Source organism: Glycomyces paridis, assembly GCF_004912155.1.
GTDB classification, from domain to species: domain Bacteria; phylum Actinomycetota; class Actinomycetes; order Mycobacteriales; family Micromonosporaceae; genus Glycomyces; species Glycomyces paridis.
This window is the reverse complement of sequence record NZ_STGX01000013.1, coordinates 1-25,357: the sequence shown is the minus strand read 5'-3', so window position 1 is coordinate 25,357 and position 25,357 is coordinate 1. Positions and strand designations below refer to the sequence as shown.

Sequence of the window (25,357 nt, the reverse complement as noted above, 5' to 3'; positions counted from 1 at the left end):
GGCCGTCGCAATGCGCCAACATTTCGTCACAGCCGCACCAAGGGTCTACTTTGGGCGCGCTGATGCCATCGCGAATATCGGTGGACTTGTCATAGTGTTGCGCCCCTGCGAGAATCGCCCGCATGAGCCCAGAGCCCCGGGAATTCGACTCCCGCGACCCGATCGCGACCTCCATCGCCTTCTCCTCCGAAATGGACGCGAAATTCATCTCGCAATTTGAGACGGACCGTCGGGAACCGGCTCCCTCGCCCCGGATCGGGGTCTACGGCACCGTGCTCTTCGACCTCGACCGGACCCTCGTGGACGCCGAGCGGACCGAGGACCGGGCACTACGCGACACCTGGGACGCACTGGTGCGCAAAGCGACCGGCGCCGACTATGCGACGTTCCAACTCCGGTTCGCCCAGGACGACGCACTCCTGCGCAATCGCTTTCTCCGCGGAGAGATCGAACTCGACCATATGCGGACCGCCCGTTTCGCATTCCTCGCCGAAGTGCCGAAGGCGCGCATCGACCCCGCGGAGGTCGCCCGGCATTACGAGTCCCGACTCGGCGCGAATGCGACCCTGTACACCGACGCCTTTCCCGCGCTCGAACGCCTCCACCGCTCCTCCAAGTACCGGATGGGACTGGTGAGCAACGGGATCGCCTCCGTGCAGCGCACGAAGCTCGACGTCACCGACATCTCGCGCTTCTTCGACGCCATCACCGTCTCCGGCGACCCCGCGTTCCGCAAGCCCGGCCCGCGCCTGCTCCACCAGGCCCTGCGCTCCATCTCCGGCTCCCCCGAAGGCGCCCTGTACATCGGCGACTCCCTGGAGCGGGACGGGCGCTGCGCGCAGGCGGCCGGCGTCGACTTCTGCTGGGTCAACCGCGGCGCGGGTCCCGGCGACGGGACCCCGTTCGTCGCCGAGGTCAGGTCCCTCGACGAGCTGTTCACCCGCGTCGCCCTCTGAGGGTCCCTACGCCCGCGCGCGAATCCCGTCGAACAGGACCTCCAAGGCGCGCAGGCGGAACGGCTCGTCCCACCCGGCGGTCATCGCCTCCTGGCACACGGCCGCCAGCAGCGCCACGAGCTCCTCGGGCCGCAGGTCGCCCCTGACCGCACCGGCCCCCTGCGCGCGTTCGAGCAGCAGGTCCACGGCCGGGCGCAGCCGCCCGAGCGCGTCGCCGACGTGCACGCGCGTCCCGGTTTCGGCCAGACGCGCGAACACCTCGCGGTTCCCCGCGCCGATCGCCAGGACTCGCGAGCAGAACGCGAACAGCGCCTCCACGTCCCCGGCGTCGCCCACCAGGGCGTCGGCGTCTGCCACGAGCCCGTCCTGAAGGTTCATCACGACCGCCTTGAGCAGGTCGGGCTTGGTCGGGAAGTGCCGGAACACGGTGCCGACGGCGATCCCCGCCCGCGCGGCGACCGCCTCCGTGGACGCCGAGGCCCCCTGCTCGGCGAAGACCGCCTCGGCCGCTTCCAGGATGCGCAGCCGGTTGCGGCGCGCGTCGGCGCGCACCGGACGCGGGTCGGTGCCCATCGGGCCTCCTCCGTTGACAAAATGAGTCGCACTCATTATCGTGATGTCGAGTCCCACTCATCTTAGTTCAGGAGGCCGACATGGCACCCGCCGACACCCTCGCCGTCTACCGGCTCATGCAGGAGGGCCTCACCGCCGACGAGGCGACCCTCCTGCCCGCCGACCTGCTCGCCGAGGACGTCCTCGTGGAGACCCCGTTCGCACCGGAAGGCCTGCGCCGCTTCGAAGGCCGCGAGGCCTGGCTCGCGTACTACCGCACCGCCGGCGCGGGCCTGGCCGTGCGCTTCGACCCCCTCCGCGAACTCGCCACCCACCGCACCGACGACCCCGAGGTCCTCGTCGTCGAATACGAGCTCACCGGCACCGTCCTCGCCACCGGCGTGCGCGCCTCGGTCACTTGCATCGCCGTGCTGCGCGTCCGCGAGGGCCGGATCGCGCTCTGGCGCGAGTACCAGGACCTCCCGGCGATCACCGCGGCGCTGACCGCGCGCCCGTGAGGGAGGCCCCGGACGGTCGAACCCTGTTACGTTGGCGGGCATGACGTACGCACCCGGCGACTACGGCGAGTTCGTCCGCACCGCGACCGCCGACCCCGCCGTGGTCGGGCTCGTGCTCACCGGGTCGCAGGCCCACGAGGGCCTCGCCACCGAGCACTCCGACCACGACCTCTGGGTCGTCCTCGCCGACGGCGCGCCGAGCGACCTCCTCGCGCTGCACGGGTACCGCGGCGGGGAACTCGACCTCGTTGTCATCACCCTCGCCCAGTTCACGGCCGCCGGGCGGCCCGGCCACGCGCGGTACGCGCTCGCGCGGAGCCGGGTCGTCCTCGACCGCCTCGACGGCGGGATCGCCGCGCTCATCGCATCGAAACGGCGCCTGGGCGAACGCGAGGCCCGCGACCGCGCCGCCGGGCTGCTGGACGACTACCTCGGACTGCTCTACCGCCCCGCGAAGAACCCCCGCGACGGCCGCGCGCTCGCGGCCCGCCTCGACGCGGCCGAGAGCGTCGCCCCTCTGCTCGACCTGATCTTCACCCTGGACCGGCGCCCGCGCCCGTACAACAAGCACCTCGAATGGGAGCTCGACCGGTACCCGCTCCCGGGCTGGGACACCGCCGAGCTCCTCACGGCGGTCGGCGACCTGACCGCCCACGGCGACATGGCCCTCCAGCGGCGGATGTACGCGCAGGTCGCGGCGAAGGCGCGGGCCGCCGGGCTCGGCGACGCGGTCGACTCCTGGGACGAGGAGCTCGCCGTCCTGCGCGGGGCCTAGCGCCCGTTCACACCGGCGGCGCGAACGGCTCCAGCAGCGCCTCGATCACCTGGGCCACACCGTCTTCGGTGTTCGCGGGGGCCCGCAGGTCCGCGGCGGCCGCGACCTCCGGCGGCGCGCCCGCCATCGCATAGGAGCGGCCCGCCCACGCGAGCATCGGCACGTCGTTCGCCGCGTCCCCGAACGCCGTCACCGACGCCGGCCCGATACCTCGCTCGGCGCACCACTCGGCCAGCGCGCCGCCCTTGCTCACGCCTTCGGCGTTGTACTCGAACACCGGGTAGTCCCGCCAGGTCCACTGCACCACACCGGGAACGGTGACGTGCCCGGCGGCGGCGAGCATCCCGGCCGGGCCCGTCTCGCGGTCGAGCAGGCGGTACTCGACCACCCGCCCGGCCGCGGCCAGCGCCGCGTCGAGGGTGTCGACGCGGTGCCACGGGTCGTCGTAGTCCGGGCGGGAGGGTATGTGGGCGGCTTGGGCGTAGACGGCCGTGCCCGACTCGATCGCGAAGGACGCGTCGGGGAGTGCGGTGAGGAGGCGTTCGTGCAGGAGCCGGACGGCGTCGGCGTCGATGGTGCGGCGCACGTCGACCGCGCCGGTGGACGGCTCGTAGAGGATCGCGCCGTTGTTGCAGATCGCGGCGTCGACCGTCTCGGCGAGTCCGGGGACGGCGGCGAGGCCGCGGGGCGTCCGGGCGGTGGCCGCGACGACGGCGATGCCGCGTTCGCGCGCGGCGATGAGGGCTTTGCGGGTGCGTTCGGTCAGGAGGCGGCCCCGGCCGAGGAGCGTTCCGTCGAGATCGGTGGCGATGACGCTGCATTCGAGCACGCGCCCAGTATCGCGGCCCGCGGCGCGGCGGGCAACGGACTTCCCTGCTCAGTCGAAGCCCAGGGCGGTCATGGCCGCGGCGTTGCCCGGTTGCCTCCAGAACAGGTCGTGCAGGTCGGGCGGGAGCTCGGTGCGGTGCGCGCCGGTCGCGCCGGACCGGAAGAACCCGGGGTCGCGGGCGTGGAGCTCCGCGAACGAGGGGATCGGCGCGTCGGTGACGGGCCGCAGGCCGGGGGCGGTGGCGGCGACGGCCTCGCCGACCGCTCGGGCCGGGTCGGTGACGAGGTCGTCGAAGCGGACCCAGACCGGCGCGGGCGCGGTCGAGGCCTGCCAGGAGCGAACGTTCTGGCCCCAGCCGCCGGTGCCGCCGGTGCGCCGCACGATCATGGCGCGCGCCTCGGCCGCGAACGCGGTTCGGGCCGCTTCTCCTGCAAGGGACCGGGTGCGCAGGTGCGCCCAGGAGACCGTGCAGTCGCGGCCGTCGCGCACGAGGCAGATCGCGCGGTCGCGCTCGGCGACGGCCGGGTCGTCGCGGCGGCGGTGGGTCTTCACGAAGTACGGGTCGGGGGCGTTCCGCATGTCGTCCAGGGAGGTCGGCCGGTCGCGGGCGCCCATCGGCTCGGCGCCGATCTGCTCGGCCACGCCGTCCACGTCGTAGACCGTGTAGGTCGGCACGCCGTACCGGCGGTGGAGGGCGATGCGGAAGAAGGTGTTGCCCGACCTGGGGTAGGAGGCGAGCCAGACGATCACTCGGCCGTCGCCGCCTCGTAGGCGGCCGCGAGGCGCTCCAGGGGGCCGGGGCCGTCGCGTTCGGGGGGCGGGGCGCCGAGGTGGCGCACGCGCAGCTCGTCCATGAACTCGGCGACGAAGGCCGGGCCCTCAGCGCGCATGAGCTCTTGGCGGACGCGCAGTTCGGTGGTGCCCGTTCGCCAGTCGAGGCCCCAGTTGCCGAGCGCGACGATGATCGGCAGGGTCTGGACGCCGGCCTCGGTGAGGGAGTACCGGGCGCGTCGGCCGCGCGAGGCGTCCTCCCTGGTGAGGATGCCTGCGGCGACGAGCTTCTTGAGTCTGCTGCTGAGGATGTTCGAGGCGATGCCCTCGATGGAGCCGTGCAGGAGTTCGCGGAAGTATCGGCGGTCGCCGAAGATCACGTCCCGCAGGACCAGGAACGACCAGTGGTCGCCGAGGGCCTCCACGGCGGCGTTGATCGGGCATCCGGACCTCGGCTCCATCGGATCTCCTTGACAGTGTCGGTACCCCGGACTAGGTTAGTGATTGCATTCTACAACCACTTGAAGGAGCGGGCAATGGGCAAGGTACGAGTCGACCTCAACGTCTCACTCGACGGCTACGCGACCACCACCGACCAGACCCCCGAGGATCCCTTCGGGCAGGACTGGACCCGCCTGACCGGGCCGTACGTCGCCACGCGGACCTTCCGCGAGCGCGTGCTCGGCCAGCCGGGCAAGGGCACCACGGGCATGGACGACGACTACGCGAAGGCGTACTTCGAGGGCATAGGCGCCGAGGTCATGGGCGCGGGCATGTTCGGCCTCCACGAGCACCCCGGCGACCCCGACTGGCAGGGCTGGTGGGGTCCCAACCCGCCCTTCGGCTATCCGGTGTGGGTGCTCACCCACGAGGTGCGCCCGTCCCTGGAGATGGAGGGCGGCACCGTCTTCCACTTCGCCCAGGACTCCATTGAGGACGTTCTAGCGAAGGCCAAGGAGGCCGCGGGGGACCTCGACGTGCGCGTGGGCGGCGGCATCCGCACCGCGCGGGCGTACCTGGCCGCGGGCCTGGTCGACCGGCTGCACGTGGGGATCACGCCGATCCTCCTGGGCCGCGGCGAGAGCCTGTGGCAGGACCTCCGCGGCCTCGAAGCGGGCTACGAGGTGTTCTCCGAGACCGCCCCGAGCGGCGTGGTCCACCTGACCTTCTCACGCTGAGGCGAAGCCGAGCGCCAACTGCCGCCGGGCCAGGTCCACCTCCGCCACGCGGACCCGGACCGCCTGGCCCGCTTCGAACACCGCGCCGGGCGGCAGGTCGGACAGGGGCACGAGGCCGACCGCGCACCGGTGCACGCGCACGAACACGCCGACCGGCACGAAACGGTCGACCGTGCCGTCGAGGATGGTGCCGGCCGCCTCGGCGAGGCCGGGCCACACGTCGGGATGATCGGCCCACGAGTCGAGACGAATCCACACCTGGTGGTTGTTCTCGGCATGGCCGTGGACGACCCCGGCGACGTACTCGCCGACTCGGGGGAGCACCAGACAACGGCACCCCCGCGGCATGAGGCTGACCTGGGCGAGCCCGATCGCGTCGGGGTGCCCCGCGATCGCCACGAACGCCCCGAACGGCTGGCGCCCGATCACCTCGCCGCCGAGCGGCGCGCCGACGGGAAGCCCGAGCTTCGTTGCATCCCAGACCCTCTCGGCCCGGTCCTCGCGAGCGCGGTAGTCGCCCCAACCGGGCCAGGAGTACTCGTGCACACCCCGAGCATCCCACCCACACCCGAAGCCCCGCCCCGCGCAGGGCCCGACTCTCGGAGCGCCCATGCCCCGTCCCGACTTCGCGCACCTCCTCGAAGCCTCCGACCGCCCCTGCTGGCTGCTCGACGTCGACGGCGTCCTCAACGCCGCCCGCCCGCGCTGGCCCGGGGCCGCCGAGCACGGTGTCGTGCACAGCACGGCCGCAGGACCGCTGCGCCTGACCTGGTCGCCGCCGCTGCTCGACCGCATCCGCGCGCTCATCGCCGCAGGAGCGGTCGATGTCGTCTGGGCGACCACCTGGTGCCCCGACGTCGCGCTGCTCGAACGGCTCTGGGATTTCCCGCCGCTGGCGCGCGCTTGGACGGCCGACCTCTACGGCTCGGCGGCGGCCGGGGCGAAGTACGGCGCCGCAACGGAAGTCGAGCTGGCGGGCCGACCGCTCGTCTGGACCGACGACGAGTTCGCCGACGACCTGTCCGACCCCGACCGGCTGGAGATCCGCCCTCGGGCCCTGCACGGGCTGAGCCCTCGTGACCTCGACGCCGTCGAGTCCTTCATCGCCCGATGCGGGCCTTGAGGCCGGCGGGTCGAGCCGGTTGCGGCGCGCTTCCCGCTCGCAGCGGCGCGGAGGCGGTCTGTGGCAAGATCGGCTGATGCTGAAACTCACCGATTTCATCATCGACTGCCCCGACCCCATGAAGTCGGCGGCCTTCTACTCCGCGGTCACCGGCCGCGAAGTCCTCGCGAGCGCCACCGACCAGTGGGCGGGGATCCGGTACGGCGAAGTCGAACTCGCCTTCCAGCGCGTGGACGAGTACGTCGCGCCGACCTGGCCCGGCAGCGAGCACCCCAAGCAGTTCCACCTCGACTTCGAGGTCGACGAGATCGAGCCCGAGCACCGCCGCGTGGTCGAGCTCGGCGCGACCCTCAAGCAGGACTTCATCAACCCCGAAGGCTACGGCTGGCAGGTCTTCGTCGACCCGATCGGGCACCCCTTCTGCCTGTGCCGCAACAAGGGCGTGACCTGGCGCGACGGCCAGATCGTCTGGCCCGAGCGCTAGCGCCCGCCGACGAGGAGGCCGCGTCACCGCTCTGCGGCGCCGGAATACGGACCGAGCGGGGTGCGTTCGGCGGTGTAGACGACCGTCAGCCGCGGGTCCTCGACCACGCCGCCGGGTTCGTCCGCGACGAGCGCGCCGAGCCGGTCGAGGAACGCAGCCTGCCGCGCCGTACCGAGTTCGGCGATGTTGGGGAAGGTCGACCACAGGTCGCGGGCGCCTGCCGGAGTGAGCGTTTGCTGCCACGCGATGACCGCGACGTCGACGCCGCCGAACCATCCGCCGGCGGTGAGCACGTCGGTCCAGCGGTCGGTGTCGAGCACGTGCGAGCGCGAGGCCCGGTAGCCGGGCTCGGCGGGCAGCAGGTCGGCGTAGACGGCGTCGAGCCGGTCGCGGAACCGGCTGGGCCGCTTGACGTCGCCGAACTCGGTCCACCAGGCGGCCAGCCACCCGCCCGGTTCGACCAGTGCGCTCAGCTTTCGCACTGAAGCGACCGGGTCGAGCCAGTGCATCGAGGTCGCCGCCACGGCCAGGTCGAACCCGCCGGTCAGCTCGGCGGCCTCGAAGTCGGTGACCACCACCTCCAGCCGGTCGCCGCCGTGCTCCTCGTCGAGGATCGCGGCCAGCGCCGCCCCCGGTTCGACCGCGACCACGCGCGCGCCCGCTTCGAGCAGCGGCCCGGTCGCCAGGCCGTTCCCGGCCCCGATCTCCAGCACCCGCGTCCCGGCCCCCAGCCCGCACCGGTCGGCGAGCAGCTCGAACACCTTCCGCGGATACGCGGGCCGCCCGCGGTGATACGCCGCCGCCGCCCCGTCGAACGACATCCGCCGCCCCGCCCCACCGCTCATCCCAAGCCCCGCAACCACACCATCCCCGCACCCTACCGCCGAAGCCGTTCCTCCGAACCGGCTCAGGCCGTGAGGTCGATGGAGAGCTCGACCCGCCGGGTGCGAGACCCGAGGTACTCGGTCGCCCGGAACCCACCGGCTCCCGGCCCGGGTTCCACTTCCACTTCGAAGTCGGACCCGTCTTCGAAGACGAGCTTGAAGACCGGTTCGACGGCGCGGAAGAGGTTCCATGCCTCGATCGCCAGCGGATCACCGCACTCCGCGGCCGTGAGCGCGCCCCCCGCCGACAGCCCTTCCGGACGCTCGACCACTTCGATACGGGCGTCGAAGGCGCCGAGGCACATCGACCGGTTGGCCCACCACTCGAGTCTGACGGGGAACGTCATGGGCTTCATCCTGCCACCCCGTTCGGTGCGCGGCGACCGCCATCGAAGGCAAGGGCGCCAGTGGGGGTGCGCGGTCGCCGTTCGGGAGAATCGGGGGATGGCGAAGTATCGGGACGGACAGACGGCGCTGCTGGTGGTGGTCGATGAGGTCGAGGGTCTCGTGGGGCCTTGGCGGCGGCGGTACAACGCCTCTGCGGCGGCGGGGCTGCCCGCGCATGTCACGGTGATAGTGCCCTTTTTGGACATCGAGCGGATCGACGCGGCGGTGTCGGCCGAGTTGGCGTCGCTGTTCGCGGGTCAGGAGCCGTTCGGGGTCGTGTTCGAGCGGGTCGGGGGGTTTCCCGGGGTCCGGTATCTCGCGCCGAGCGCGGTGGACCGGTTCCGGGAGCTCACCGGTGCCGTGGTGGCGAGGTGGCCCGAGGCGCCGCCGTACGGGGGCGTGCATGACGAGGTCAATCCGCATCTGACCGTGGCGAACGGGCAGCCGCCGGAGGTCTTCGAAGCGGTCGAGGCCGCCATGCGGGCCGGGCTGTCGATCGCGGCGGAGGTGTCCAGCGTGAGCCTGTTCGTCCACGAGGGCCGCCGGTGGCACCGGAGTGCCGAGTTCCGGCTCGACGGTTGAGTGGTCCCGATATGGGACAATGCGGTTGAGCGGGGGGAACGCCGGCGCCGGGCAGCGGCGCCGACTCGGACAGGTTGGCTGGAGCATGGTCGTCTCCCCCGCGGCAGCGGTGCCCGCACTCCCCTGGCGGTTCAGCACGCGCACGTTCGACCTCGACGAGGCCAGCGAGCAGGGCGCGGAGACGTACTATCCGCTCCGCATGGGGCTCCTGCGCGGCACCGGCCGGTTCAAGATGGCGATCGACGCGATGCAGCTGGGCCCGGTCCTGTTGGGGGACTGCCGGTTCGACGCCGACATCACGATGGACTTCGCCGAGCTGCGCAACTTCTACCACCTGAACGTCCCACTGTCGGGCCACCTGGACTCCACGAACCTGCGGAACGCGGTCACCGCGACCACCGAGCGGGCCGTGCTCTACGGGCCGACCGGCGACATCCGGCTGCGCCGGTGGGGCGCTCGCAGTCGCATCCTGTGCGTCAAGATCCGGCGCGACGCGCTCGAAGCGGAGCTGGAGCGCCTCTTGCAACGGTCGGTGCGCTCGCCGATCAGGCTCGCCTCCTCGCTCGAACTGACCGGCGGTTACGGGCGGATGCTGCGCGACCTCGCGCGCCTGCTCGCCGGGCAGATCCGGCAGGAGGAGCCGCTGGCGAGGCAGGAGATCATCGGCGCGCCCCTGTGGCACAGCCTGCTCGACCTCCTCCTCGCCGCGGCCGACCACGAGCACCGCGACGAGCTGCTCGCCCCCGGGCCGCCGTGCCGGGCGCCCGCGGTCGACCGGGCCGTGGAGGCGATGCGCGCGGCACCTCAGACGCCCTTCACCGCAGCGGATCTCGCCGAGATAGCGGGGGTGAGCATCCGGACGCTCCAGGCCGCGTTCCAGCGCCACCTCGACGTCTCGCCGATGGCCTACCTGCGGAACGTGCGCCTCGAAGGCGTCCACGCCGAACTCGCGGCGGCCGATCCGACCCGCACCACGGTCACCGAGGTGGCGCACCGCTGGGGGTTCATGCACCTGGGCCGGTTCGCCGAGGCCTACGGCCGGAAGTACGGCGACCCGCCGTCCCGGACCTTGAAGTCGCCCTAGGCCGTGCCCTCTATAGTGTCTGGTGTGGACAGCGGGTAGCGCTTGTTGTCGCCGCGCCAGTTCACCCACGCGAGTTCGACCGGCGCACTCGGGATGTCGCCGCCGACGACGCGTTCGGCGAGGTCGGCGATCGGGACGGGGAAGACTCCCGCGTCGACCGCCCGAAGCTCGTCGACGGTGAGCCAGGCCGAACCGGTGAGCTCGCCGATCTCGCAGGCCTCCAGCCAGTCGAAGCGAACCTCGAAGCGGTTGGTGCGCAGCAGGAAGAACACGTGGTCCTCGTGGCCGAGCCACCAGGTGCCGACCGTGTGCCCGATCGGCCCGACGAGCGCGTCGGGCTCGACGCGCAGCCCGGTCTCCTCGAACAGCTCCCGGGCCGCGGCCTCGGCGGCCGTCTCGCCCGGGTCGATGCCGCCGCCGACCGACACGAAGAACTCCGACTCGGGCGTGACGAAGCCCGAACTGTGCAGCAGGAGCACACGGTCGTGCTCGTCGACGACGATCACCCGCGCGCAGCGCCGCGGACCCGTTTCCTCGCTCATGGCCCGAGTATAGAAGCGCGCCAGGCGAACGCCGATGCCTTCGACGGGCGGGCGCCGCCGGTGGCCGGTGCGGCGGGGCCGTGGCAGCATCGGTGTCCGGTCACGTCCCGCCATCGGAAGGAGCGACCATGCCGATCCTCGGCGTGCTCTTCGACATCGACGACACCCTGGTCGACTACTCGGGTTCGGAGGCCGCAGGCGTGCTCGCCCACGTCGAGGCCGAGGGCCTGGCGGACCGGTTCACTGACCCCGCTGCGGCCGTGACGCTTTGGCGGGAGGTCATGGAGCGCCACTACGCGCGGTTCCTGAGCGGCGAACTCACCTTCAGCGAGCAGCAGCGTGAGCGGGCTCGGGAGTTCCTCGGCCGCATCGGTGCCGCACCGCACGGTCTGTCCGATGAGGAGGCGTCGGCGTGGTTCGACGGGTACCGGGCGCGGCGCGCAGGGATGCGGGCGGCGTTCCCCGACGCCGGGCCCGTGCTGCGCAAACTCGCCGCCGACCACCGCCTCGGCGTCGTCTCGAACTCCGCCGAGGACCACCAGCGCCGCAAGCTCGACGCCGTGGGCCTGCTGGGGTTCTTCGGCGACCGGATCGTCTGCTCGGACCGGCACGGGGCGGCGAAGCCCGCGCCGAGCATCTTCCTCGCCGGGTGTGCCGCGCTCGCCCTCGCCCCGCACGAGGTCGCCTACGTCGGCGACAAGTACGACCTGGACGCCCTCGGCTCGCACCGCGCGGGCCTGCACGCGTACTGGCTCGACCGTTCCGGCGGCGGCACCCCGACCGAAGCAGGCATCCGCGTCGTGACCTCCCTGGACGAGCTCCCGGCGCTCTTGGCGGCCCGGCCCGGCGGCGCGTCAGGTCCGTGACAGGGGCGTGTCAGCGCGGTCGCGCAGTCTGGTGGCACGGCGGAAACGACCGCCGGAGCACACCGAACAAAGGGACTGAACCATGAACGCCACCGCAACGCCTTGGACCGGACTCCTCTCCGTCGAGGACACCGCCCTCGCGGTCACCGACACCGGCGGCGCCGGCGTCCCGGTGATCTACTGCAACGGCCAGTTCGCCACCCAGGGCTACTGGAAGCACGTGATCGCCGAACTCGGCGACGGCTTCCGCCACATCACCTACGACGAGCGCGCCCGCGGCAGGCTCTCGAAGACCTCCGCGGACTACTCGTTCGAGGCCTGCGTGCGGGACGTGGACGCCGTCCTCGCCGCTCGCGGCGTGGAGCGGGCGCTCATCGTCGGCTGGTCCTACGGCGCGGTCGTGGCCGCCCACTGGGCCGACCGGAACCCCGAGCGGGCCGTCGGCGCGGTCCTGGTCGACGGGGCGTTCCCCCACGACTGGCTCGACGACGCGATGGAGGCGCGAATCCGCAAGCTGTTCAAGCGGATGGGCCCGGTGACGACGCTGCTGCGCCCCACCGGTCTGACCCCGCGCCTGAACGCCTCCCAGCAGGCCGAGAGCAACATCGAGCTCGGCAGGCTCTCCCGCGCCGCCGAACTCGGGCCGGTGCTCGACCGGATCGGCGTCCCGACCCGGTACGTGGTCGCCTCCGGGACCTCCCTCGGCAGCCGCGGCGGCGAGCAGGAGGTCATCCGCGAGAGCCTCGACCAGGTGACCGTCCGCAACGCGCACATCAAGGTGAGCGCGAAGGTCGCCAGCAACCACGGCGCGCTCCTCAAGAAGGACTTCCGCGCCATCGCCGACGCGGTCCGCGAGGTCGAGGGCCTCGACCGCGACGCCGCATGAGCGGCATGGGCGGCCGCGACTCAGGCCAACGGTCCCTTGAGGACCGATAGGGCCGAGTCGCGGTCGCCCGTCCACGCGAAGACCGGGTCGTGCGGGGTCCGCCTGCCCCGCAGCAGGAGCAGCAGGTCCTCGGCGCTGCCGGCGATCTCGGCGACCGGGTCGCCGGGGCCGAAGACCCACCAGTCGCCGGTGTCGGTGGCGTCCAAGCGGACGCACGCGTCCGGCGGCCAGGCCTTGCCGCGACCGATCTGCCTGGGCGCCAGCACTTCGAAGACCTCCGCGATCCCCGCGCCCGCCAGTTGCGGGTCCATCGGCGCCGCGACGCCCGTGGCCCGCTCGGCGTCCCAGCGCCACAGCATCATCGACACCGAGCACGAGCGCTGCCAGTGGCCCACGTTCGGCGGCGTGTAGAAGCCCCAGGCCGGGGAGGTCGCGTCGGTGTCGAGGGCCATGAGCAGCACCTCGCCCGTCCCGTCGATCCAGCGGATGAGCTCGGCGCGCTCCTCGGGGACCACCGGCGGAGTGCCGTCCGGGGGCTCGGGGCGCCCGTCCCAGTCCGAGACGGCCGCGGCGGCGAACAGGTTCGCGGAGCCGACGACGGCCGCCAGTTCGGCCAGATCGTCGGCCGAGTCGCCGTGCTCGATCGGCGTGTCGAGGTCGCCGACCGCGAGGCAGGCGGCGAACGCATCAAGCTCGCGCCGGAAATGGCGCAAATACGACGCAGCATCCATGCACCCCAGCCTATCCGCGTCCCGGCACCAGGTCGCCGCCCAGGTCGGGGACTCGACACGCCGCGACGTGAGCCGCTGCGGCGCAAGGGACTGCGTCCGAGCGCCGAGCGCGGCCCCTTCGGGCCGATCGGGACGCCGCCGCCAGGGACCCGGCCCCGCCCGAACCGAATCACACATCATATTGTGAAAACGAACAGCACTGTGTTAGAAATGTGGCATGGGAGTAGCCGACCGCCTCGATCTGACCCTCCGCCTCGTCCAGAACGCCGAGCGCGTCACGGTCGCGGAACTCGCGAGCCGTCTCGGCGTCTCGGAGATGACCGTTCGCCGCGACCTCGACGCGCTCGAACACAAGGGCCTCGTGCGCCGCGTGCACGGCGGCGCCGTGGCCCTCGCGCCCGCCGGCGAACGCGACGGCTTCGCGACCCGCGAAGCCTGGCAGGCCGCCACCAAGGACCGGCTCGGCGCCGCCACCGCCGCCCTGGTCGAACCCGGGTCGCGCGTGCTGCTCGACGCCGGGACCACCACGGTCCACGTCGCGGCGCACCTCGCCGAGCGGGCGCCGCTCACCGTCGCGGTCCTCAGCCTCCAGACCGCCGCCGCGCTCGCCGACGCGCCGGGGATCGACCTGCTGGTCGTCGGCGGGCGCTCCCGCCCCGGGGAGCGGTCCCTGGTGGGGCCCTTGGCCTTGCAGACCCTCGCCTCGCTGCGCTTCGACTGCTTCGTGATGTCCATCGGCGGCGTCCACGCCGAACACGGCTGGTCGGAGTTCTCGCTGGACGACGCCGCGGTCAAGCGGGCCGGGCTCGTCCAGTCGACGCGCACCGTCGCCATCGCCGACGCCACGAAGCTCGGCGTGCGGGCGTTCAGCCGGGTCGCGCCGCTCGGCGCGGTCGACGCCTTCGTCACCGACGCCGCCGCCGACGACCCCGAGACCCACCCCGGCGGGCCCGAGACCCTCGCGGCCCTGACCGAAGCGGGCGTCCGCGCCCACCTGATCTGAACGGAGCACCATGCGCACCGACACGCGACCGCTGATGATCCTCGTCGCCGGGCCCTACCGGTCCGGCACCGGCGGCGACCGGACCCTGATGGAGGCCAACGCGAAGGCGATGGACGCCGCCGCCCTGGCGCTCTTCCGGGCCGGGCACCTCGGCGTCACCGGGGAGGCGATCGCCCTGCCGCTCATCGCGATCGCGGGGGGAGGACGCGTTCGAGGAGCTCTTCCACCCCGTCGCCGAACGGCTTCTGGACCGCTGCGACGCGGTGCTGCGCATCGGCGGGCCCTCCGCGGGCGCCGACCGCATGACCGCGCTCGCCCGAGACGGCGGCAAGCCCGTCTACACCGCGCTCGGCGACGTCCCGGCCGCCCGATGACCGCGGGCGTCGACACCCCCGACGGCCGGGGGCGCACCGGCCTCGACCGGCACGGGCGGGACCTCACCGGCAACCCGAACGTGGTGATCCGCGACGTCGAGCTGCTGTCGAGCGACTGGTACGTGCTGCGCAAGACCACGTTCGACTTCCGCCACGCCGACGGGCACTGGAGCCGCGAGCGGCGGGAGACCTACGACCGCGGCGACGGCGCGGCGGTCCTGCTGTACGACGCCGAGCGCGGAACGGTGCTGATGACCCGCCAGTTCCGTCTGCCCGCGTACGTGAACGGGCATCCGGACGGGATGCTGGTCGAGGCCGCGGCGGGGCTGCTGGACGGCGAGACGCCCGAGGAGGCGATCCGCAGGGAGGCCGCCGAGGAGACCGGACGCGCGATCGGCGCGCCCGAACCGGTGTTCGCGGTGTACATGAGCCCGGGTTCGGTGACCGAGCGGCTGCACTGCTTCGCCGCGCCGTACGCCTCGCGCGGCGGCGTCGAGGGGCGCGGCGGGAACGCGGAGGAGGGCGAGGACATCGAGGTGCTGGAGCTCTCGTTCGTGAAGGCGCTCAGCATGATCGGCACCGGCGAGATCGCCGACGCCAAGACCGTGATGCTGCTCCAGTGGGCGGCGCTGGAGGGTCCGTTCAGGGCGCTGCGGTGAGGGGCCTCGCCGCGCCCGGCCAGGGGACGGGACCCGCGGGTCCCGAACTCCCTCCCAACCGGCCGAACCCGTCAGGGGATCGCAGCGGGCGCTAGTACTGCTTGTAGACCAGGCGGTCCTGCGTGAACACCGTGAAGTTGTTGCCGTTGACGAACGTGTTGCCCGCCAGCTTGAAGTAGACGTTCGAGAGGGGCGAGTAGGCCTGGACGCCGGTGAAGGTCCAGCTGCTGCCGTAGCAGGGAGCCGTGCCGGGGGGCGACCAGGCGGACGAGTTGTGGGTGGCGACGACGGTGCCGTTGGGGTTGGAGCCGGTGGAGTTGACGGCCACGGTCAGGGTGGGCGTGGTGTAGCTCGACTGGCGGCACACGGTGACCGAGTACTGGAAGGTCGTGCCCCCGGTGTCGAACTGGACCCACCCGGTGGCGTAGCCGAGCTGCTGCCCGGCCCCGGTCACCTGGATGGTCACGGGGAACTGCGTACCCCAGGCGGCCTGAGCCGGCGAGGAGGACATGACCGCGCCGAACGTCATGGCGAGGACGGCGACGAAGCCCACGAGGGCCCGCCGCAGCAGAGTCGTCTTCATTGCGCTCCTTTGCAAACGAAACAATCGAACATCGTCGATACGATGTCCCCGAGAAGTCTGTTGCAATCCGGCCACGCACGGCAATCGTCCGAACGGATGACGTTGGTACTCAACGGTAATGAACTGGATTCCACAACAGAGACGGAATCGGTCCAACGTTGACGGTGGGGCGGCCGGAGTCCCGCCCGCCCCCTCGCCGAGGCGGCTACTGGAGGTAGGCCCAGGGTTCGATGCCGTCGTCGCGGCAGTGGGCGAACTGCTGGTGGTCGTCGTAGTCGTCGGTGTCGCGCATGGAGGTCTGCTGGCAGACGTGGACGCTGAAGTGGAACATCGTGGTGGCGCCCTTGGTGAGGACGATGTAGGTGTCCTCGTCCTTGCGCAGGACGAGGCGCCCCTGCAGCATGATCGGGTGGTCGGGCTCGAACTCGTCGGCGGCGGTGCGGGCGAACTCGCGCGCCTCGTCCCGCGAGTCGAAGACCTCGGGGTGCAGGTGCGCGTGCATGACCTTGTGCTCGGTCAGGCCGGTGTGCTGCTCGATGAGGATGCGCCAGGGGTAGGGCATGGGAGCTCCAGGGGTCCGGGTGCACCGAGGATAACGGCGCGATGCGAGCCCGCGAGGCGCTCGACGCGCGAAGCCCGCCCCGAAACGCCCTTTCCGGAACGGGCCCTACCGAACAGCGCACCCTATTTGACCAGGCGCAGCCCGGACATGCCGCCGTCCACGGCCAGGGCCGTGCCGGTGAGGGCCTTGTTCACCGGGTCGGCGAGGTACACGATCGCGGTGGCGACCTCCTCGGCGCTCACGAGGCGGCCCGTCGGCTGCCGGGCCTCCAGGCGGGCGCGCTCGGCCGCCGGGTCGTCGGCCTGGTCGAGCAGGCGCTGGACCCACGGGGTGTCGGCGGTGCCGGGGTTGACGCAGTTGACGCGGATGCCCTCGGCCACGTGGTCGGCGGCCATCGCCATCGTCAGCGACTGCACCGCGCCCTTCGACGCCGAGTACAGCGCCCGCTTGACCAGGCCCGCGGTGGCGGCGATGGAGGAGGTGTTCACGATGGCGGCGTGCTCGGACTCGCGCAGGTGCGGCAGGCAGGCGCGCGCGAGGCGCACCATGCCGAGCAGGTTCACGTCCAGGACGCGGAACCACTGCTTGTCGGAGTTCTCCTCCACGGTGCCGACCGCGCCGATCCCGGCGTTGTTCACCACGACGTCGATCCGTCCGAAGTGGTCGGCTACGGCCGCGACCGCCAGGCGCACCTGGTTGTCGTCGGCCACGTCGCACCGGTGCGACCAGTGGTCGGGACTCTCGTTCAGGTCGAGGACCGCGACGTTCGCGCCGCGCGCGGCGAACGCGTCCGCCGCCGCCGCGCCGATGCCCGAGGAGCCCCCCGAGATCACGACCGTGAGTCCTTCGAAGCCGTTGCCGTTCATGCGTTGCCGCTCCATTCGGGTCCGTCGGGGTAGGCGTAGCGCTGGAGGCTCTCGCGCTTCATCTCCGCGGAGTAGCCGGGCGCGGCGGGCGCGAGGTAGCGCCCGCCCTTCACGACCGCGGGGTCGAGGAAGTGCTCGTGGAGGTGGTCGACGAACTCGATGACGCGGTCGTCGAGCGAGGCGCTCACCGAGGTGTAGTCGAACATGGACAGATGGCGCACGAGTTCGCACAGGCCCACGCCGCCCGCGTGCGGGCACACCGGGACGCCGAACTTCGCGGCCAGCAGGAGGATCGCGAGGTTCTCGTTGACGCCGGCGACGCGGGCGCTGTCGATCTGCACGAAGTCGACGGCGCCGGCCTGGAGGAGCTGCTTGAACATGACCCGGTTGTGGACGTGCTCGCCGGTGGCGACCTTGATCGGGCTGAGCGCCTTGCGGATCGCGGCGTGGCCGAGGATGTCGTCCGGGCTCGTCGGCTCCTCGATCCACCACGGGTCGAACTCGGCGAGGGCGCTCGTCCACGCGATCGCCTCGGCCACGTCCCAGCGCTGGTTGGCGTCCACGGCGATGCGCACGTCCGGCCCCACGGCCTCGCGGGCGGCGGCGAAGCGGCGGCGGTCGTCCTCGAGGTCGGCGCCGACCTTGAGCTTGATCTGGGTGTAGCCCTCGGCGACGGCCTCGCGGGCGAGGCGCACGACCTTCTCGTCGCTGTAGCCGAGCCAGCCAGGGGAGGTGGTGTAGGCGGGGTAGCCGTCGCGTTCGAGCTCGGCGACCCGCTCGGCCCTGCCGGGTTCGGCGGCGCGCAGGATCGCGAGGGCCTCGTCGGGGGTGAGGGCGTCGGAGAGGTAGCGCCAGTCGACGCAGGCGACGACCTCCTCGGGGGTGAGCGCCGAGAGGTACCTCCACAGCGGGAGTCCGGCGCGGCGGGAGGCGAGGTCCCAGGCGGCGTTGACGATCGCGGCGGCGGCGAGGTGCATGACGCCCTTCTCGGGCCCGAGCCAGCGGATCTGGGAGTCGTGGGTGAGGCGCCGGTAGAGGTCGCCGAGCCCGGCCGGTCCGTCCACATCGGTGCCGATCACGTGCTCGCTCAGCGCTTCGATCGCGGCGCAGCAGATGTCGTTGCCGCGCCCGATGGTGAAGGTGAACCCGTGGCCTTCGTGCCCGTCGTCGGCGCGGAGCACGACGTAGGCGGCCGAGTAGTCGGGGTCGGGGTTCATCGCGTCGGAGCCGTCGAGGCTGCGCGAGGTGGGGAAGCGGACGTCGAGGACCTCGACGGCGGTGATGGTCACGGTGCGGGCTCCGGGATCGGTGACGGTTTGGCGGCGCGGTCGGACGGCGCGGTCGGGCGGCGCGGTCGGGCGGCGCGGTCGGGCGGCGCGGTTTGGAGGCGTGGTTTGGAGGCGCGGTCGGGCGGCGGGGCCGGGGCCCCGCCGCCGAGGCGATGGCGGGCGTCAGGCCTGGACGGTCGGGTTCGCGGTGGCGCCGAGGCCGTCGATGCCGACCTCGACCACGTCCCCGGCCTTGAGGTAGGGGAAGCGGCCCGAGAGCGCGACGCCCTCGGGGGTGCCGGTGAGCAGCAGGTCGCCGGGGTCGAAGGCCATGAACTGCGACATGTGGTGGATGATGCGCGCGACCGAGAAGATCATGTCGCCGGAGCTGGAGTCCTGGCGCGCTTCACCGTTCACTTTGGACCACAGGTGAAGGTCCTGGGGGTCGGCGACCTCGTCGGGGGTGACGAGCCAGGGCCCGAGCGGCGTGAACGTGGGGCAGGCCTTGCCCTTCGAGAACTGGCCGCCCGAGCGCTCGATCTGGAACTCGCGCTCGGAGACGTCGTCGGCGACGAGGAAACCCGCGATGCAGTCGAGCGCGGCCTCTTCGGACTCCAGATAGGACGCCCGCTTGGCGAAGACCACGCCGAGCTCGACCTCCCAGTCCGTGCGGGTCGAGCCGCGGGGGATCTCGACCTCGTCGTACGGGCCGACGATGGTGTTGGGGTGCTTGTAGAACACGACCGGCTCGGCGGGCGGCTCGGCGCCGGACTCGGCGCAGTGCGCGGCGTAGTTCATGCCGATGCACACGATCGCGCCGGGCCGGGCGATCGGCGGGGCGACGCGCTCGCCGGCGATGTCGATCTCGGGGAACCCGGCCGTGGTCCGGATGCCGCCGCGCGAGAGGAACTCGCCGTCGATGTCGCCGATCGGGCCGGAGAGGTCGTAGTACTTGCCCTCGTGGAGGGCCACGGGGGTCTCGAAGCCGGGGCGGCCGATGCGCAGGTACTTCATTGCTCTCCAAGCTGGTAGGTCCGGGCGGCGGTGCCGCCGAACACGTCGGGATCGGTGCGGCCGAGGACGTCGGTGAGGGCGTCCTTGACCCGCGTGTAGGTGGCGGCCAGTTCGCAGACGGGCCAGTCGGAGCCGAACATGAGCCGGTCGGGGCCGAACAGTTCGAGCGCGGCCTGCACGAACGGGCGCAGGTCCGCGGGCGTCCACCGCTGCCAGTCCGCTTCGGTGACGAGCCCGGAGAGCTTCGCGGTCACGTTGGGCTGCTTGGCGAGCGGGGCGACGGCCTCCCACCACTCGCGCAGTCCCGCGTCCCCGTCGCGGATCGCGGGCTTGCCGAGGTGGTCGAGGACGAAGCGCAGCTCGGGCACGGCCGCCGCGGCGACCGCCGCGGCCGGGAGCTGGTCGACGCGCACGACAAGGTCGAAGGCGGGCACGGCGCCGGCCACGGTGCGCAGCGCCGCGATCGTCTCGGGCCGGGCCAGGAAGTCGGCCTCGGGGCGGGCCTGGACCTGGTCCCGCACGCCCACGAGGTAGCGGGCGCGGGGGTGGTTCACGTAGCGCGCCAAGGTGTTCGACAGGCCCGGGTCGAGGAGGTCGACGTGACCGACGACCCCGGCGACCTCGTCCACGGCCCCGGCCAGGTGCAGGAACTCGACGGTCTCGGAGGGGTGGCCCCAGGCGGCCTCGACCAGGACGGTCCGGTCGACGCCCGCGGCCTTGAGGTTGGCGCGCAGGTCGGCCACGCCGTAGTCGCGGCGGATCGGCGCGTACTCGGGTTTCGATGCGAGCCAGGGGTAGTCGGCGGTCCAGACGTGGTGGTGCGCGTCGATGACGGGTGCGCTGCTCATGCGGGTACGGGAGCCTCCTCGGCCAAGAGCCCCGACCGCTTGAGCTCGTGCCACAGCGCGCCGGGGATCGGGTGGGCGTACATCGCGAGGGCGTCGTCGACCTCTTCGGGGTTGCGGGCGCCGACGAGGATCGACGCGACCGCGGGGTGGGCGGCGGTGAACTGGAGCGCGGCGGCGCGCAGGGGCGTGCCGTGCCGCTCGCAGACCGCCGAAATGGCTTGGGCGCGTTCGAGGAGCGCGCGGTCGGCCGGGGCGTAGTCGAACCGCGCGCCGGGCGCGGGGTCGGCGAGGACGCCGGAGTTGAAGACCCCCGCGGCGATCACCGAGACGCCGCGCTCGGCGCACAGCGGGTAGAGGCGGTCGAGCGCGGACTGGTCGAGCAGCGTGTAGCGCCCGGCGATGAGCGCTACGTCGAAGTCGGCGCGCTCCAGCATGTCGGCGGCCGCCGCGGTCGAGTTCATGCCCACGCCGATCGCGCCGATCCGCCCGGCGGCCTTGAGCTCGGCGAGGGCCCGGTAGGTGCCTTCGAGCGCGGCGTCCCGGTGGTCGTCGGCGTCGTGGATGAGACCGATGTCGACGCGGTCGATGTCGAGGCGCTCCAGGCTGGCGAGGTGGGACGCGAACGCGGCCCGGTAGGAGAAGTCGAAGACCGCGGCCTTGCCGTTCGGCTCGCCCCACAGGTCCCAGGGCCCCTCGTGGTCGACCAGGACGCGGCCCATCTTGGTGGACAGGGCGAACGAGTTGTGGTCGCGCACGGCCAGCGCGTCGCCGAGGCGCTCCTCGGAGAGCCCGGCGCCGTAGTGGGGCGCGGTGTCGAAGTGGCGGACGCCCCCGGCCCACGCGGCGTCGACCGTCGCGGTCGCGACCGCCGGGTCCACGGGTTCGTAGAGCCCGGCCAGCGGCGCGCACCCGAGCCCGACGGCGCTGACGGCGACCTCGGTGCGGCCCAGGGTCCGCAGGGGCAGTGCGCCGCTCATGCGACACCGCCGCGGACCGGGGCGGGGACGGTCGGCACCCGCGGGGGCCGGGCGCTGCTCGGGCGCCGGTTCGCGGTGCGGCGGTCTGCGGCCACGGGGGTCTCCAATGCGAACGTTCGGGGCGATTGCGTCGAGGGCGGGCGCGCCGTCGACGGCCTCGATCCAATATCCTATAGGATATATCCTATGGGAGAAATGCAGGTGTGGCCCGAGCGCCAGACGCTGGCCGACGAGGCGTACACCGAACTCAAGTCGCGCATCATCCAGAGCATCCTCGAACCGGGCGCGAAACTCAGCATCGACGGGCTCGCCAAGCACATGGCGATCTCGCAGACCCCGATCCGGGAGGCGCTGGCGCGCCTGGAGGTCGAGGGCCTCGTGGAGCGGCGCCCGCTGAGCGGCTACACCGTGACGCCGCTGCTGACGGGCCCGGAGTTCGAGGACCTGTTCGAGCTGCGGCTGCTCATGGAGCCGCTGGCGGCGTCCAGGGCCGCCGAGCAGGCCGGGCGGACCGGCCACGACCACGGCCTGGGGGACTTCGGGGTCCTGCGGGGCCTCGCCGAGACCCCCGACTTCGGTGCGGACGCGAAGCTGAGCCGGCTCGCGTTCACCGAGGCCGACGAGCGGTTCCACGCCGCGGTCGCGCGATTCAGTCTGAGCCCGGTCCTGGCGAAGGCGATCCGGCGACTCGACGCCCACCTGCACCTCCACCGGGCCTACATCGAGCCCGAGGCGATCGGGGAGACCGAGGCCGAGCACCTGGCGGTCGCAGCCGCTATCATTGCCGTGAAACCGCTTGCCGCCGAGGAGGCGATGCGCCGCCACCTCGAACACTCGCGGGTGCGCCACCGCGCCGCCTTCGCCGCGGCGGCCGCCGCCGGCACCCCGGCGGCGAAACCCAAGCGCGCCAAGGCGGCGCGCTGAGACCGGGCCCGGCGCGACCGGACCGGCGACAGGAGAGCTGAGGTGAGTCCGGCGATGAGGCGTGTCGGCCTGTTCATCACGTGCGTCAACGACGCCCTCTACCCGCGCACGCCCAAGGCCGTCGTCGCGGTCCTCGAACGGCTCGGCTACGAGGTCGACTTCCCCGCCGCACAGACCTGCTGTGGGCAGATGCACGCCAACTCCGGGTACAAGCGCGACGCCGCCGCGCTCGCCGAGGACTTCGAGCGGGTCTTCGGCGGGTACGACGCGATCGTCACCCCCTCGGGGTCCTGCGCCGCGATGGCCCGCGACCAGTACCCGCACCTGACCGGGTCCGACATCGGCGAACGGGTGCACGAACTCTCGGAGTTCCTCATCGACGTCGCCGGCGTCGAGGACGTCGGCGCCCGCTTCCCCCACACCGTCACCTACCACCCCACCTGCCACGGCACCCGCGCACTCGGCCTGGGCGACAAGCCGCTGCGGCTCCTGCGGGCCGTGGGCGGCATCGAACTGGTCGACCTGCCCGCCGCCGACCAGTGCTGCGGCTTCGGCGGCACCTTCGCCGTCAAGAACGGCGAGGTCTCCTCCGCGATGCTGGTCGACAAGTGCCGCAACGCCGCCGACACCGGCGCCGAGTACCTCGCCGCCGCCGACAACTCCTGCCTCACCCACATCGGCGGCGGCATCACCCGCTCCGGCGGGCCCACCCCCATCCATTACGCCGAGATCCTCGCGAGCACCGCATGAGCACCGACGCCGCACCGATCGTCCCCGCCGCCTCCCTCATCCCCGCCGGCGTGCCCTTCCCCGAGGCGGCGAAGGTCGCCCTCGGGATGCCGCAGCTGCGACGCAACCTCGCGCACGCCACCGGGACCATCCGCGCCAAGCGCGCCAACGTCGCGGGCGAACTCGACGACTGGGAGGCGCTGCGCGACGCCGCCGCCGCGATCAAGGCCGACGTCCAGCACCGCCTCCCCGAACTCGCCCTCGCCTTCGAGCGCAACGCGACCGCCGCAGGCGCGACGGTTCACTGGGCGCGGGACGCCGCCGAGGCCAACGCGATCGCCGCCCGGATCGTGCGCGAGGCGGGCGCCGAGGAGGTCGTCAAGGTCAAGTCCATGGCGACCCAGGAGATCGAGCTCAACGAGCACTTCGAGGCCGAGGGGCTCAAGGCCTACGAGACCGACCTCGCCGAACTCATCGTGCAGCTCGCCGAGGACAAGCCCAGCCACATCCTCGTCCCCGCGATCCACTACAACCGCACCGAGATCCGCGACATCTTCGCGCAGCGCATGGGCGACGCGCCGGTGGGACTCACCGACGACCCGGCGGCGCTCGCCGAGGCCGCGCGCCTCCACCTGCGGCGCCGCTTCCTGTCGGCGAAGGTCGCCGTCTCCGGCGCGAACTTCGCCGTGGCCGAGACCGGGTCGCTCGTGGTCGTCGAGTCCGAAGGCAACGGCCGCATGTGCCTGACGATGCCCGAGACCCTCATCAGCGTCGTCGGCATCGAGAAGCTCCTGCCGACGTTCGGCGACCTCGAAGTGTTCATGCAGCTGCTGCCGCGCTCGTCCACCGGCGAGCGCATGAACCCCTACACCTCGGTGTGGACCGGAGCGCGCGAAGGCGACGGGCCGCGCGACGTGCACGTCATCCTCCTCGACAACGGCCGCACCGGCGTCCTCGCCGACGAGGTAGGGCGCCAGGCCCTCTCGTGCATCCGCTGCTCCGCCTGCCTCAACGTGTGCCCGGTGTACGAGCGCACCGGCGGGCACGCCTACGGGCACGTCTACCCCGGCCCGATCGGCGCGATCCTCGCGCCGCAGCTCGAACCGGGCCGCCACGACGACCTGCCGTACGCCTCGAGCCTGTGCGGGGCCTGCTACGAGGTGTGCCCCGTCAAGATCAACATCCCCGAAGTGCTCGTGCACCTGCGCCAGCAGGGCCCGCACGAGCCGGCCGAGAAGGCCGTCATGGGCGCGGCGAAGGCGGTCATGGCGCGCCCGCGCCTGTGGCGCACCGCGCTGCGCGCCGCCCGGCTCGGCTCGATGCCCTGGCGCCGCAAGGGATACCTGCGGCGGCTGCCGTGGCCGCTGTCGAAGACGGCGCTCGCGAAGTGGACGGCCAGCCGGGACGTGCCGGTGCCGCCCGAGGAGGACTTCCGGACCTGGTGGAAGGAGCGGCAGCGGTGAACGCGCGCAACGAGACCGCACGCGAGGAGATCCTGGCGCGGATGCGCCGGGCCCTGGAGGGCGCCGGGGACGCCCCTGCGGTCCCGCGCGGCTACCGGCGGGCGCTCGACGACGGGACCGACATCGTCGCGATGCTCATCGACCGGCTCGTCGACTACAAGGCCGTCGTGCACCACGGCGTCGAGTCGATCGCCGCGGCCCTCGGCGGCGCGGCGCGCGTCGTGATCCCAGCCGACCTGCCCGCCGAGTGGCGCCCCGCCGGACCCGAGTACGTCCCCGACGCCGGACTGTCCACTGAGGAACTCGACGGGATGGACGCGGTCGTGACCGGCTGCGCCGCCGCCGTGGCCGTCTCCGGGACGATCATGCTCGACGCGGGCGCCGCCCAGGGCCGGCGCGCGATCACGCTCGTGCCCGACCGCCATGTGGTGGTGGTGCGCCGTGACCAGATCGTGGGGCACCTGGCGCAGGCGCTCGCGATGGTCGACCCGACCGCGCCGCAGACCTGGATCTCGGGGCCTTCGGCGACCAGCGACATCGAACTCCAGCGGGTCGAGGGCGTGCACGGCCCGCGCCGACTCGAAGTGGTGATCCTCGCCGAGGACTGACGAGCGAGGGAGGCGCACGCGCGGCTTCGCTCTGTCGTCCCTGGCTCCGGCCATCCGGAAGCTCCGGCGGACGAACGAGGGCGACACGCGCACGGCCCCCTCGGCCGCACTTCATCCAAGTCAACGCGAAGCCCCGGCGATCGCTGCCACCCCCCGGCCATCCTCAACCCCCACCCTCCCGAGAGGGGAAGGAAGTCTCGGCCTCGACCGTCGCCGCCCGGTACGACAGAACACGACCCCGCAACCGGCGTGTCGCACCAGAACTCACCCAAAGCAGTGAGGTAAAACGACGCGCCTTCGCGCCTTCGCGCCTTCGCGCCTTCGCGCCTTC

32 protein-coding genes are annotated in these 25,357 nt (G+C 72.5%); 16 read left to right on the top strand and 16 right to left on the bottom strand.

Annotated features, from left to right (window positions below; translation table 11 throughout):
• Window positions 1-122: 122 nt before the first annotated feature.
• Entirely contained in the window at window positions 123-956 is an 834-nt protein-coding gene (locus tag E9998_RS17010) for an HAD family hydrolase (RefSeq protein WP_136530893.1), read from the top strand.
• A gap of 6 nt (window positions 957-962) precedes the next feature.
• On the opposite strand, the gene E9998_RS17005 is transcribed toward E9998_RS17010, so the two are convergent.
• On the bottom strand, window positions 963-1,529 hold the full coding sequence (locus tag E9998_RS17005; protein WP_136530892.1) for a TetR/AcrR family transcriptional regulator: 567 nt from the start codon (window positions 1,527-1,529) through the stop codon (window positions 963-965).
• An 80-nt stretch (window positions 1,530-1,609) separates the two neighbouring features.
• Here E9998_RS17005 and E9998_RS17000 point away from each other — a divergent pair, with 80 nt between their 5' ends.
• Both E9998_RS17000 and E9998_RS16995 read left to right on the top strand, forming a co-directional pair.
• Window positions 1,610-2,026: a nuclear transport factor 2 family protein gene (locus E9998_RS17000; RefSeq protein WP_136530891.1), complete on the top strand. Its 417-nt coding sequence runs from the start codon at window positions 1,610-1,612 to the stop codon at window positions 2,024-2,026.
• 40 nt (window positions 2,027-2,066) lie between these two features.
• On the top strand, window positions 2,067-2,801 hold the full coding sequence (locus E9998_RS16995) for a hypothetical protein (protein ID WP_136530890.1): 735 nt from the start codon (window positions 2,067-2,069) through the stop codon (window positions 2,799-2,801).
• Window positions 2,802-2,808: 7 nt separating this feature from the next.
• On the opposite strand, the gene E9998_RS16990 is transcribed toward E9998_RS16995, so the two are convergent.
• Genes E9998_RS16990 through E9998_RS16980 form a run of 3 tightly spaced genes read right to left on the bottom strand, consistent with a single transcriptional unit; the run spans window position 2,809 to window position 4,862 of the window.
• Window positions 2,809-3,630: an HAD family hydrolase gene (locus E9998_RS16990; RefSeq protein WP_136530889.1), complete on the bottom strand. Its 822-nt coding sequence runs from the start codon at window positions 3,628-3,630 to the stop codon at window positions 2,809-2,811.
• Window positions 3,631-3,678: 48 nt separating this feature from the next.
• A complete protein-coding gene (locus E9998_RS16985; RefSeq protein WP_136530888.1) occupies window positions 3,679-4,380 on the bottom strand; it encodes a sulfotransferase domain-containing protein in 702 nt (233 codons plus the stop codon).
• Window positions 4,377-4,862, bottom strand: coding sequence for a winged helix-turn-helix transcriptional regulator (locus E9998_RS16980; RefSeq protein ID WP_136530887.1), 486 nt, complete (start codon window positions 4,860-4,862; stop codon window positions 4,377-4,379). Before E9998_RS16980 ends, E9998_RS16985 begins: the two co-directional genes overlap by 4 nt.
• A gap of 75 nt (window positions 4,863-4,937) precedes the next feature.
• On the opposite strand from E9998_RS16980, the gene E9998_RS16975 reads away from it, so the two are divergent.
• Window positions 4,938-5,579, top strand: coding sequence for a dihydrofolate reductase family protein (locus E9998_RS16975; RefSeq protein ID WP_136530886.1), 642 nt, complete (start codon window positions 4,938-4,940; stop codon window positions 5,577-5,579).
• Here E9998_RS16975 and E9998_RS16970 read toward each other — a convergent pair.
• Entirely contained in the window at window positions 5,571-6,125 is a 555-nt protein-coding gene (locus tag E9998_RS16970) for a S1 RNA-binding domain-containing protein (protein WP_158299852.1), read from the bottom strand. The genes E9998_RS16975 and E9998_RS16970 overlap by 9 nt on opposite strands.
• A gap of 64 nt (window positions 6,126-6,189) precedes the next feature.
• On the opposite strand from E9998_RS16970, the gene E9998_RS16965 reads away from it, so the two are divergent.
• Window positions 6,190-6,702, top strand: coding sequence for an HAD domain-containing protein (locus E9998_RS16965; RefSeq protein WP_158299851.1), 513 nt, complete (start codon window positions 6,190-6,192; stop codon window positions 6,700-6,702).
• Window positions 6,703-6,778: 76 nt separating this feature from the next.
• Entirely contained in the window at window positions 6,779-7,186 is a 408-nt protein-coding gene (locus tag E9998_RS16960) for a VOC family protein (protein ID WP_136530883.1), read from the top strand.
• A 23-nt stretch (window positions 7,187-7,209) separates the two neighbouring features.
• Here the strand turns inward: E9998_RS16960 and E9998_RS16955 are convergent, their stop codons facing one another.
• Both E9998_RS16955 and E9998_RS25435 read right to left on the bottom strand, forming a co-directional pair.
• Window positions 7,210-8,007, bottom strand: coding sequence for a class I SAM-dependent methyltransferase (locus E9998_RS16955; RefSeq protein WP_275669520.1), 798 nt, complete (start codon window positions 8,005-8,007; stop codon window positions 7,210-7,212).
• An 86-nt stretch (window positions 8,008-8,093) separates the two neighbouring features.
• Entirely contained in the window at window positions 8,094-8,417 is a 324-nt protein-coding gene (locus E9998_RS25435; RefSeq protein ID WP_158299849.1) for a hypothetical protein, read from the bottom strand.
• Between the two features lie 97 nt (window positions 8,418-8,514).
• Between E9998_RS25435 and E9998_RS16950 the strand changes: the two genes are divergently transcribed.
• Window positions 8,515-9,039: a 2'-5' RNA ligase family protein gene (locus tag E9998_RS16950; protein WP_136530881.1), complete on the top strand. Its 525-nt coding sequence runs from the start codon at window positions 8,515-8,517 to the stop codon at window positions 9,037-9,039.
• 85 nt (window positions 9,040-9,124) lie between these two features.
• A complete protein-coding gene (locus E9998_RS16945) occupies window positions 9,125-10,123 on the top strand; it encodes an AraC family transcriptional regulator (protein ID WP_158299848.1) in 999 nt (332 codons plus the stop codon).
• Here the strand turns inward: E9998_RS16945 and E9998_RS16940 are convergent.
• Entirely contained in the window at window positions 10,120-10,665 is a 546-nt protein-coding gene (locus E9998_RS16940) for an NUDIX domain-containing protein (RefSeq protein WP_136530879.1), read from the bottom strand. The genes E9998_RS16945 and E9998_RS16940 overlap by 4 nt on opposite strands.
• A gap of 128 nt (window positions 10,666-10,793) precedes the next feature.
• Here E9998_RS16940 and E9998_RS16935 point away from each other — a divergent pair, with 128 nt between their 5' ends.
• Together E9998_RS16935 and E9998_RS16930 are read left to right on the top strand one after the other, a co-directional pair.
• On the top strand, window positions 10,794-11,531 hold the full coding sequence (locus E9998_RS16935; RefSeq protein WP_136530878.1) for an HAD family hydrolase: 738 nt from the start codon (window positions 10,794-10,796) through the stop codon (window positions 11,529-11,531).
• Window positions 11,532-11,613: 82 nt separating this feature from the next.
• Window positions 11,614-12,417, top strand: a complete 804-nt coding sequence (locus E9998_RS16930) for an alpha/beta fold hydrolase (RefSeq protein WP_136530877.1) — start codon at window positions 11,614-11,616, stop codon at window positions 12,415-12,417.
• 20 nt (window positions 12,418-12,437) lie between these two features.
• On the opposite strand, the gene E9998_RS16925 is transcribed toward E9998_RS16930, so the two are convergent.
• Entirely contained in the window at window positions 12,438-13,148 is a 711-nt protein-coding gene (locus E9998_RS16925) for a maleylpyruvate isomerase mycothiol-dependent enzyme family protein (protein ID WP_158299847.1), read from the bottom strand.
• 217 nt (window positions 13,149-13,365) lie between these two features.
• Here E9998_RS16925 and E9998_RS16920 point away from each other — a divergent pair, with 217 nt between their 5' ends.
• Both E9998_RS16920 and E9998_RS16910 read left to right on the top strand, forming a co-directional pair.
• Window positions 13,366-14,151, top strand: coding sequence for a DeoR/GlpR family DNA-binding transcription regulator (locus E9998_RS16920; protein ID WP_136530875.1), 786 nt, complete (start codon window positions 13,366-13,368; stop codon window positions 14,149-14,151).
• A 370-nt stretch (window positions 14,152-14,521) separates the two neighbouring features.
• The gene (locus E9998_RS16910) at window positions 14,522-15,184 is read left to right on the top strand and encodes an NUDIX domain-containing protein (protein ID WP_136530874.1); all 663 of its coding nucleotides are present in this window, start codon (window positions 14,522-14,524) and stop codon (window positions 15,182-15,184) included.
• 91 nt (window positions 15,185-15,275) lie between these two features.
• On the opposite strand, the gene E9998_RS16905 is transcribed toward E9998_RS16910, so the two are convergent.
• From E9998_RS16905 to E9998_RS16875, 7 genes are all read right to left on the bottom strand, one after another.
• Complete coding sequence (locus E9998_RS16905; protein WP_136530873.1) at window positions 15,276-15,767, bottom strand: hypothetical protein; 492 nt, start codon at window positions 15,765-15,767, stop codon at window positions 15,276-15,278.
• A gap of 205 nt (window positions 15,768-15,972) precedes the next feature.
• The gene (locus tag E9998_RS16900; protein WP_136530872.1) at window positions 15,973-16,329 is read right to left on the bottom strand and encodes a hypothetical protein; all 357 of its coding nucleotides are present in this window, start codon (window positions 16,327-16,329) and stop codon (window positions 15,973-15,975) included.
• Window positions 16,330-16,451: 122 nt separating this feature from the next.
• On the bottom strand, window positions 16,452-17,195 hold the full coding sequence (locus E9998_RS16895) for an SDR family NAD(P)-dependent oxidoreductase (RefSeq protein WP_136530871.1): 744 nt from the start codon (window positions 17,193-17,195) through the stop codon (window positions 16,452-16,454).
• Window positions 17,192-18,484, bottom strand: a complete 1,293-nt coding sequence (locus tag E9998_RS16890; protein ID WP_240037654.1) for an enolase C-terminal domain-like protein — start codon at window positions 18,482-18,484, stop codon at window positions 17,192-17,194. Before E9998_RS16890 ends, E9998_RS16895 begins: the two co-directional genes overlap by 4 nt.
• Before the next feature lie 162 nt (window positions 18,485-18,646).
• Entirely contained in the window at window positions 18,647-19,477 is an 831-nt protein-coding gene (locus E9998_RS16885; protein ID WP_136530870.1) for a fumarylacetoacetate hydrolase family protein, read from the bottom strand.
• Complete coding sequence (locus tag E9998_RS16880) at window positions 19,474-20,325, bottom strand: amidohydrolase family protein (RefSeq protein ID WP_136530869.1); 852 nt, start codon at window positions 20,323-20,325, stop codon at window positions 19,474-19,476. The genes E9998_RS16885 and E9998_RS16880 overlap by 4 nt, the downstream gene beginning before the upstream one ends.
• Window positions 20,322-21,302: an aldo/keto reductase gene (locus E9998_RS16875; protein ID WP_204745503.1), complete on the bottom strand. Its 981-nt coding sequence runs from the start codon at window positions 21,300-21,302 to the stop codon at window positions 20,322-20,324. Before E9998_RS16875 ends, E9998_RS16880 begins: the two co-directional genes overlap by 4 nt.
• Window positions 21,303-21,488: 186 nt before the next feature.
• On the opposite strand from E9998_RS16875, the gene E9998_RS16870 reads away from it, so the two are divergent.
• Genes E9998_RS16870 through E9998_RS16855 form a run of 4 tightly spaced genes read left to right on the top strand, consistent with a single transcriptional unit; the run spans window position 21,489 to window position 25,026 of the window.
• Window positions 21,489-22,226 carry a GntR family transcriptional regulator gene (locus tag E9998_RS16870; RefSeq protein ID WP_136530868.1) on the top strand — a complete coding sequence of 246 codons (738 nt, stop codon included), beginning with the start codon at window positions 21,489-21,491 and terminating at the stop codon, window positions 22,224-22,226.
• Window positions 22,227-22,280: 54 nt separating this feature from the next.
• Window positions 22,281-22,976 carry a (Fe-S)-binding protein gene (locus E9998_RS16865; protein WP_136530867.1) on the top strand — a complete coding sequence of 232 codons (696 nt, stop codon included), beginning with the start codon at window positions 22,281-22,283 and terminating at the stop codon, window positions 22,974-22,976.
• Window positions 22,973-24,418 (top strand): lactate utilization protein B, encoded by a 1,446-nt coding sequence (locus tag E9998_RS16860; protein ID WP_136530866.1) that lies wholly within the window; start codon window positions 22,973-22,975, stop codon window positions 24,416-24,418. Before E9998_RS16865 ends, E9998_RS16860 begins: the two co-directional genes overlap by 4 nt.
• Before the next feature lie 41 nt (window positions 24,419-24,459).
• Window positions 24,460-25,026, top strand: a complete 567-nt coding sequence (locus E9998_RS16855) for a LutC/YkgG family protein (protein WP_136531030.1) — start codon at window positions 24,460-24,462, stop codon at window positions 25,024-25,026.
• The last annotated feature ends 331 nt before the right edge of the window (window positions 25,027-25,357 follow it).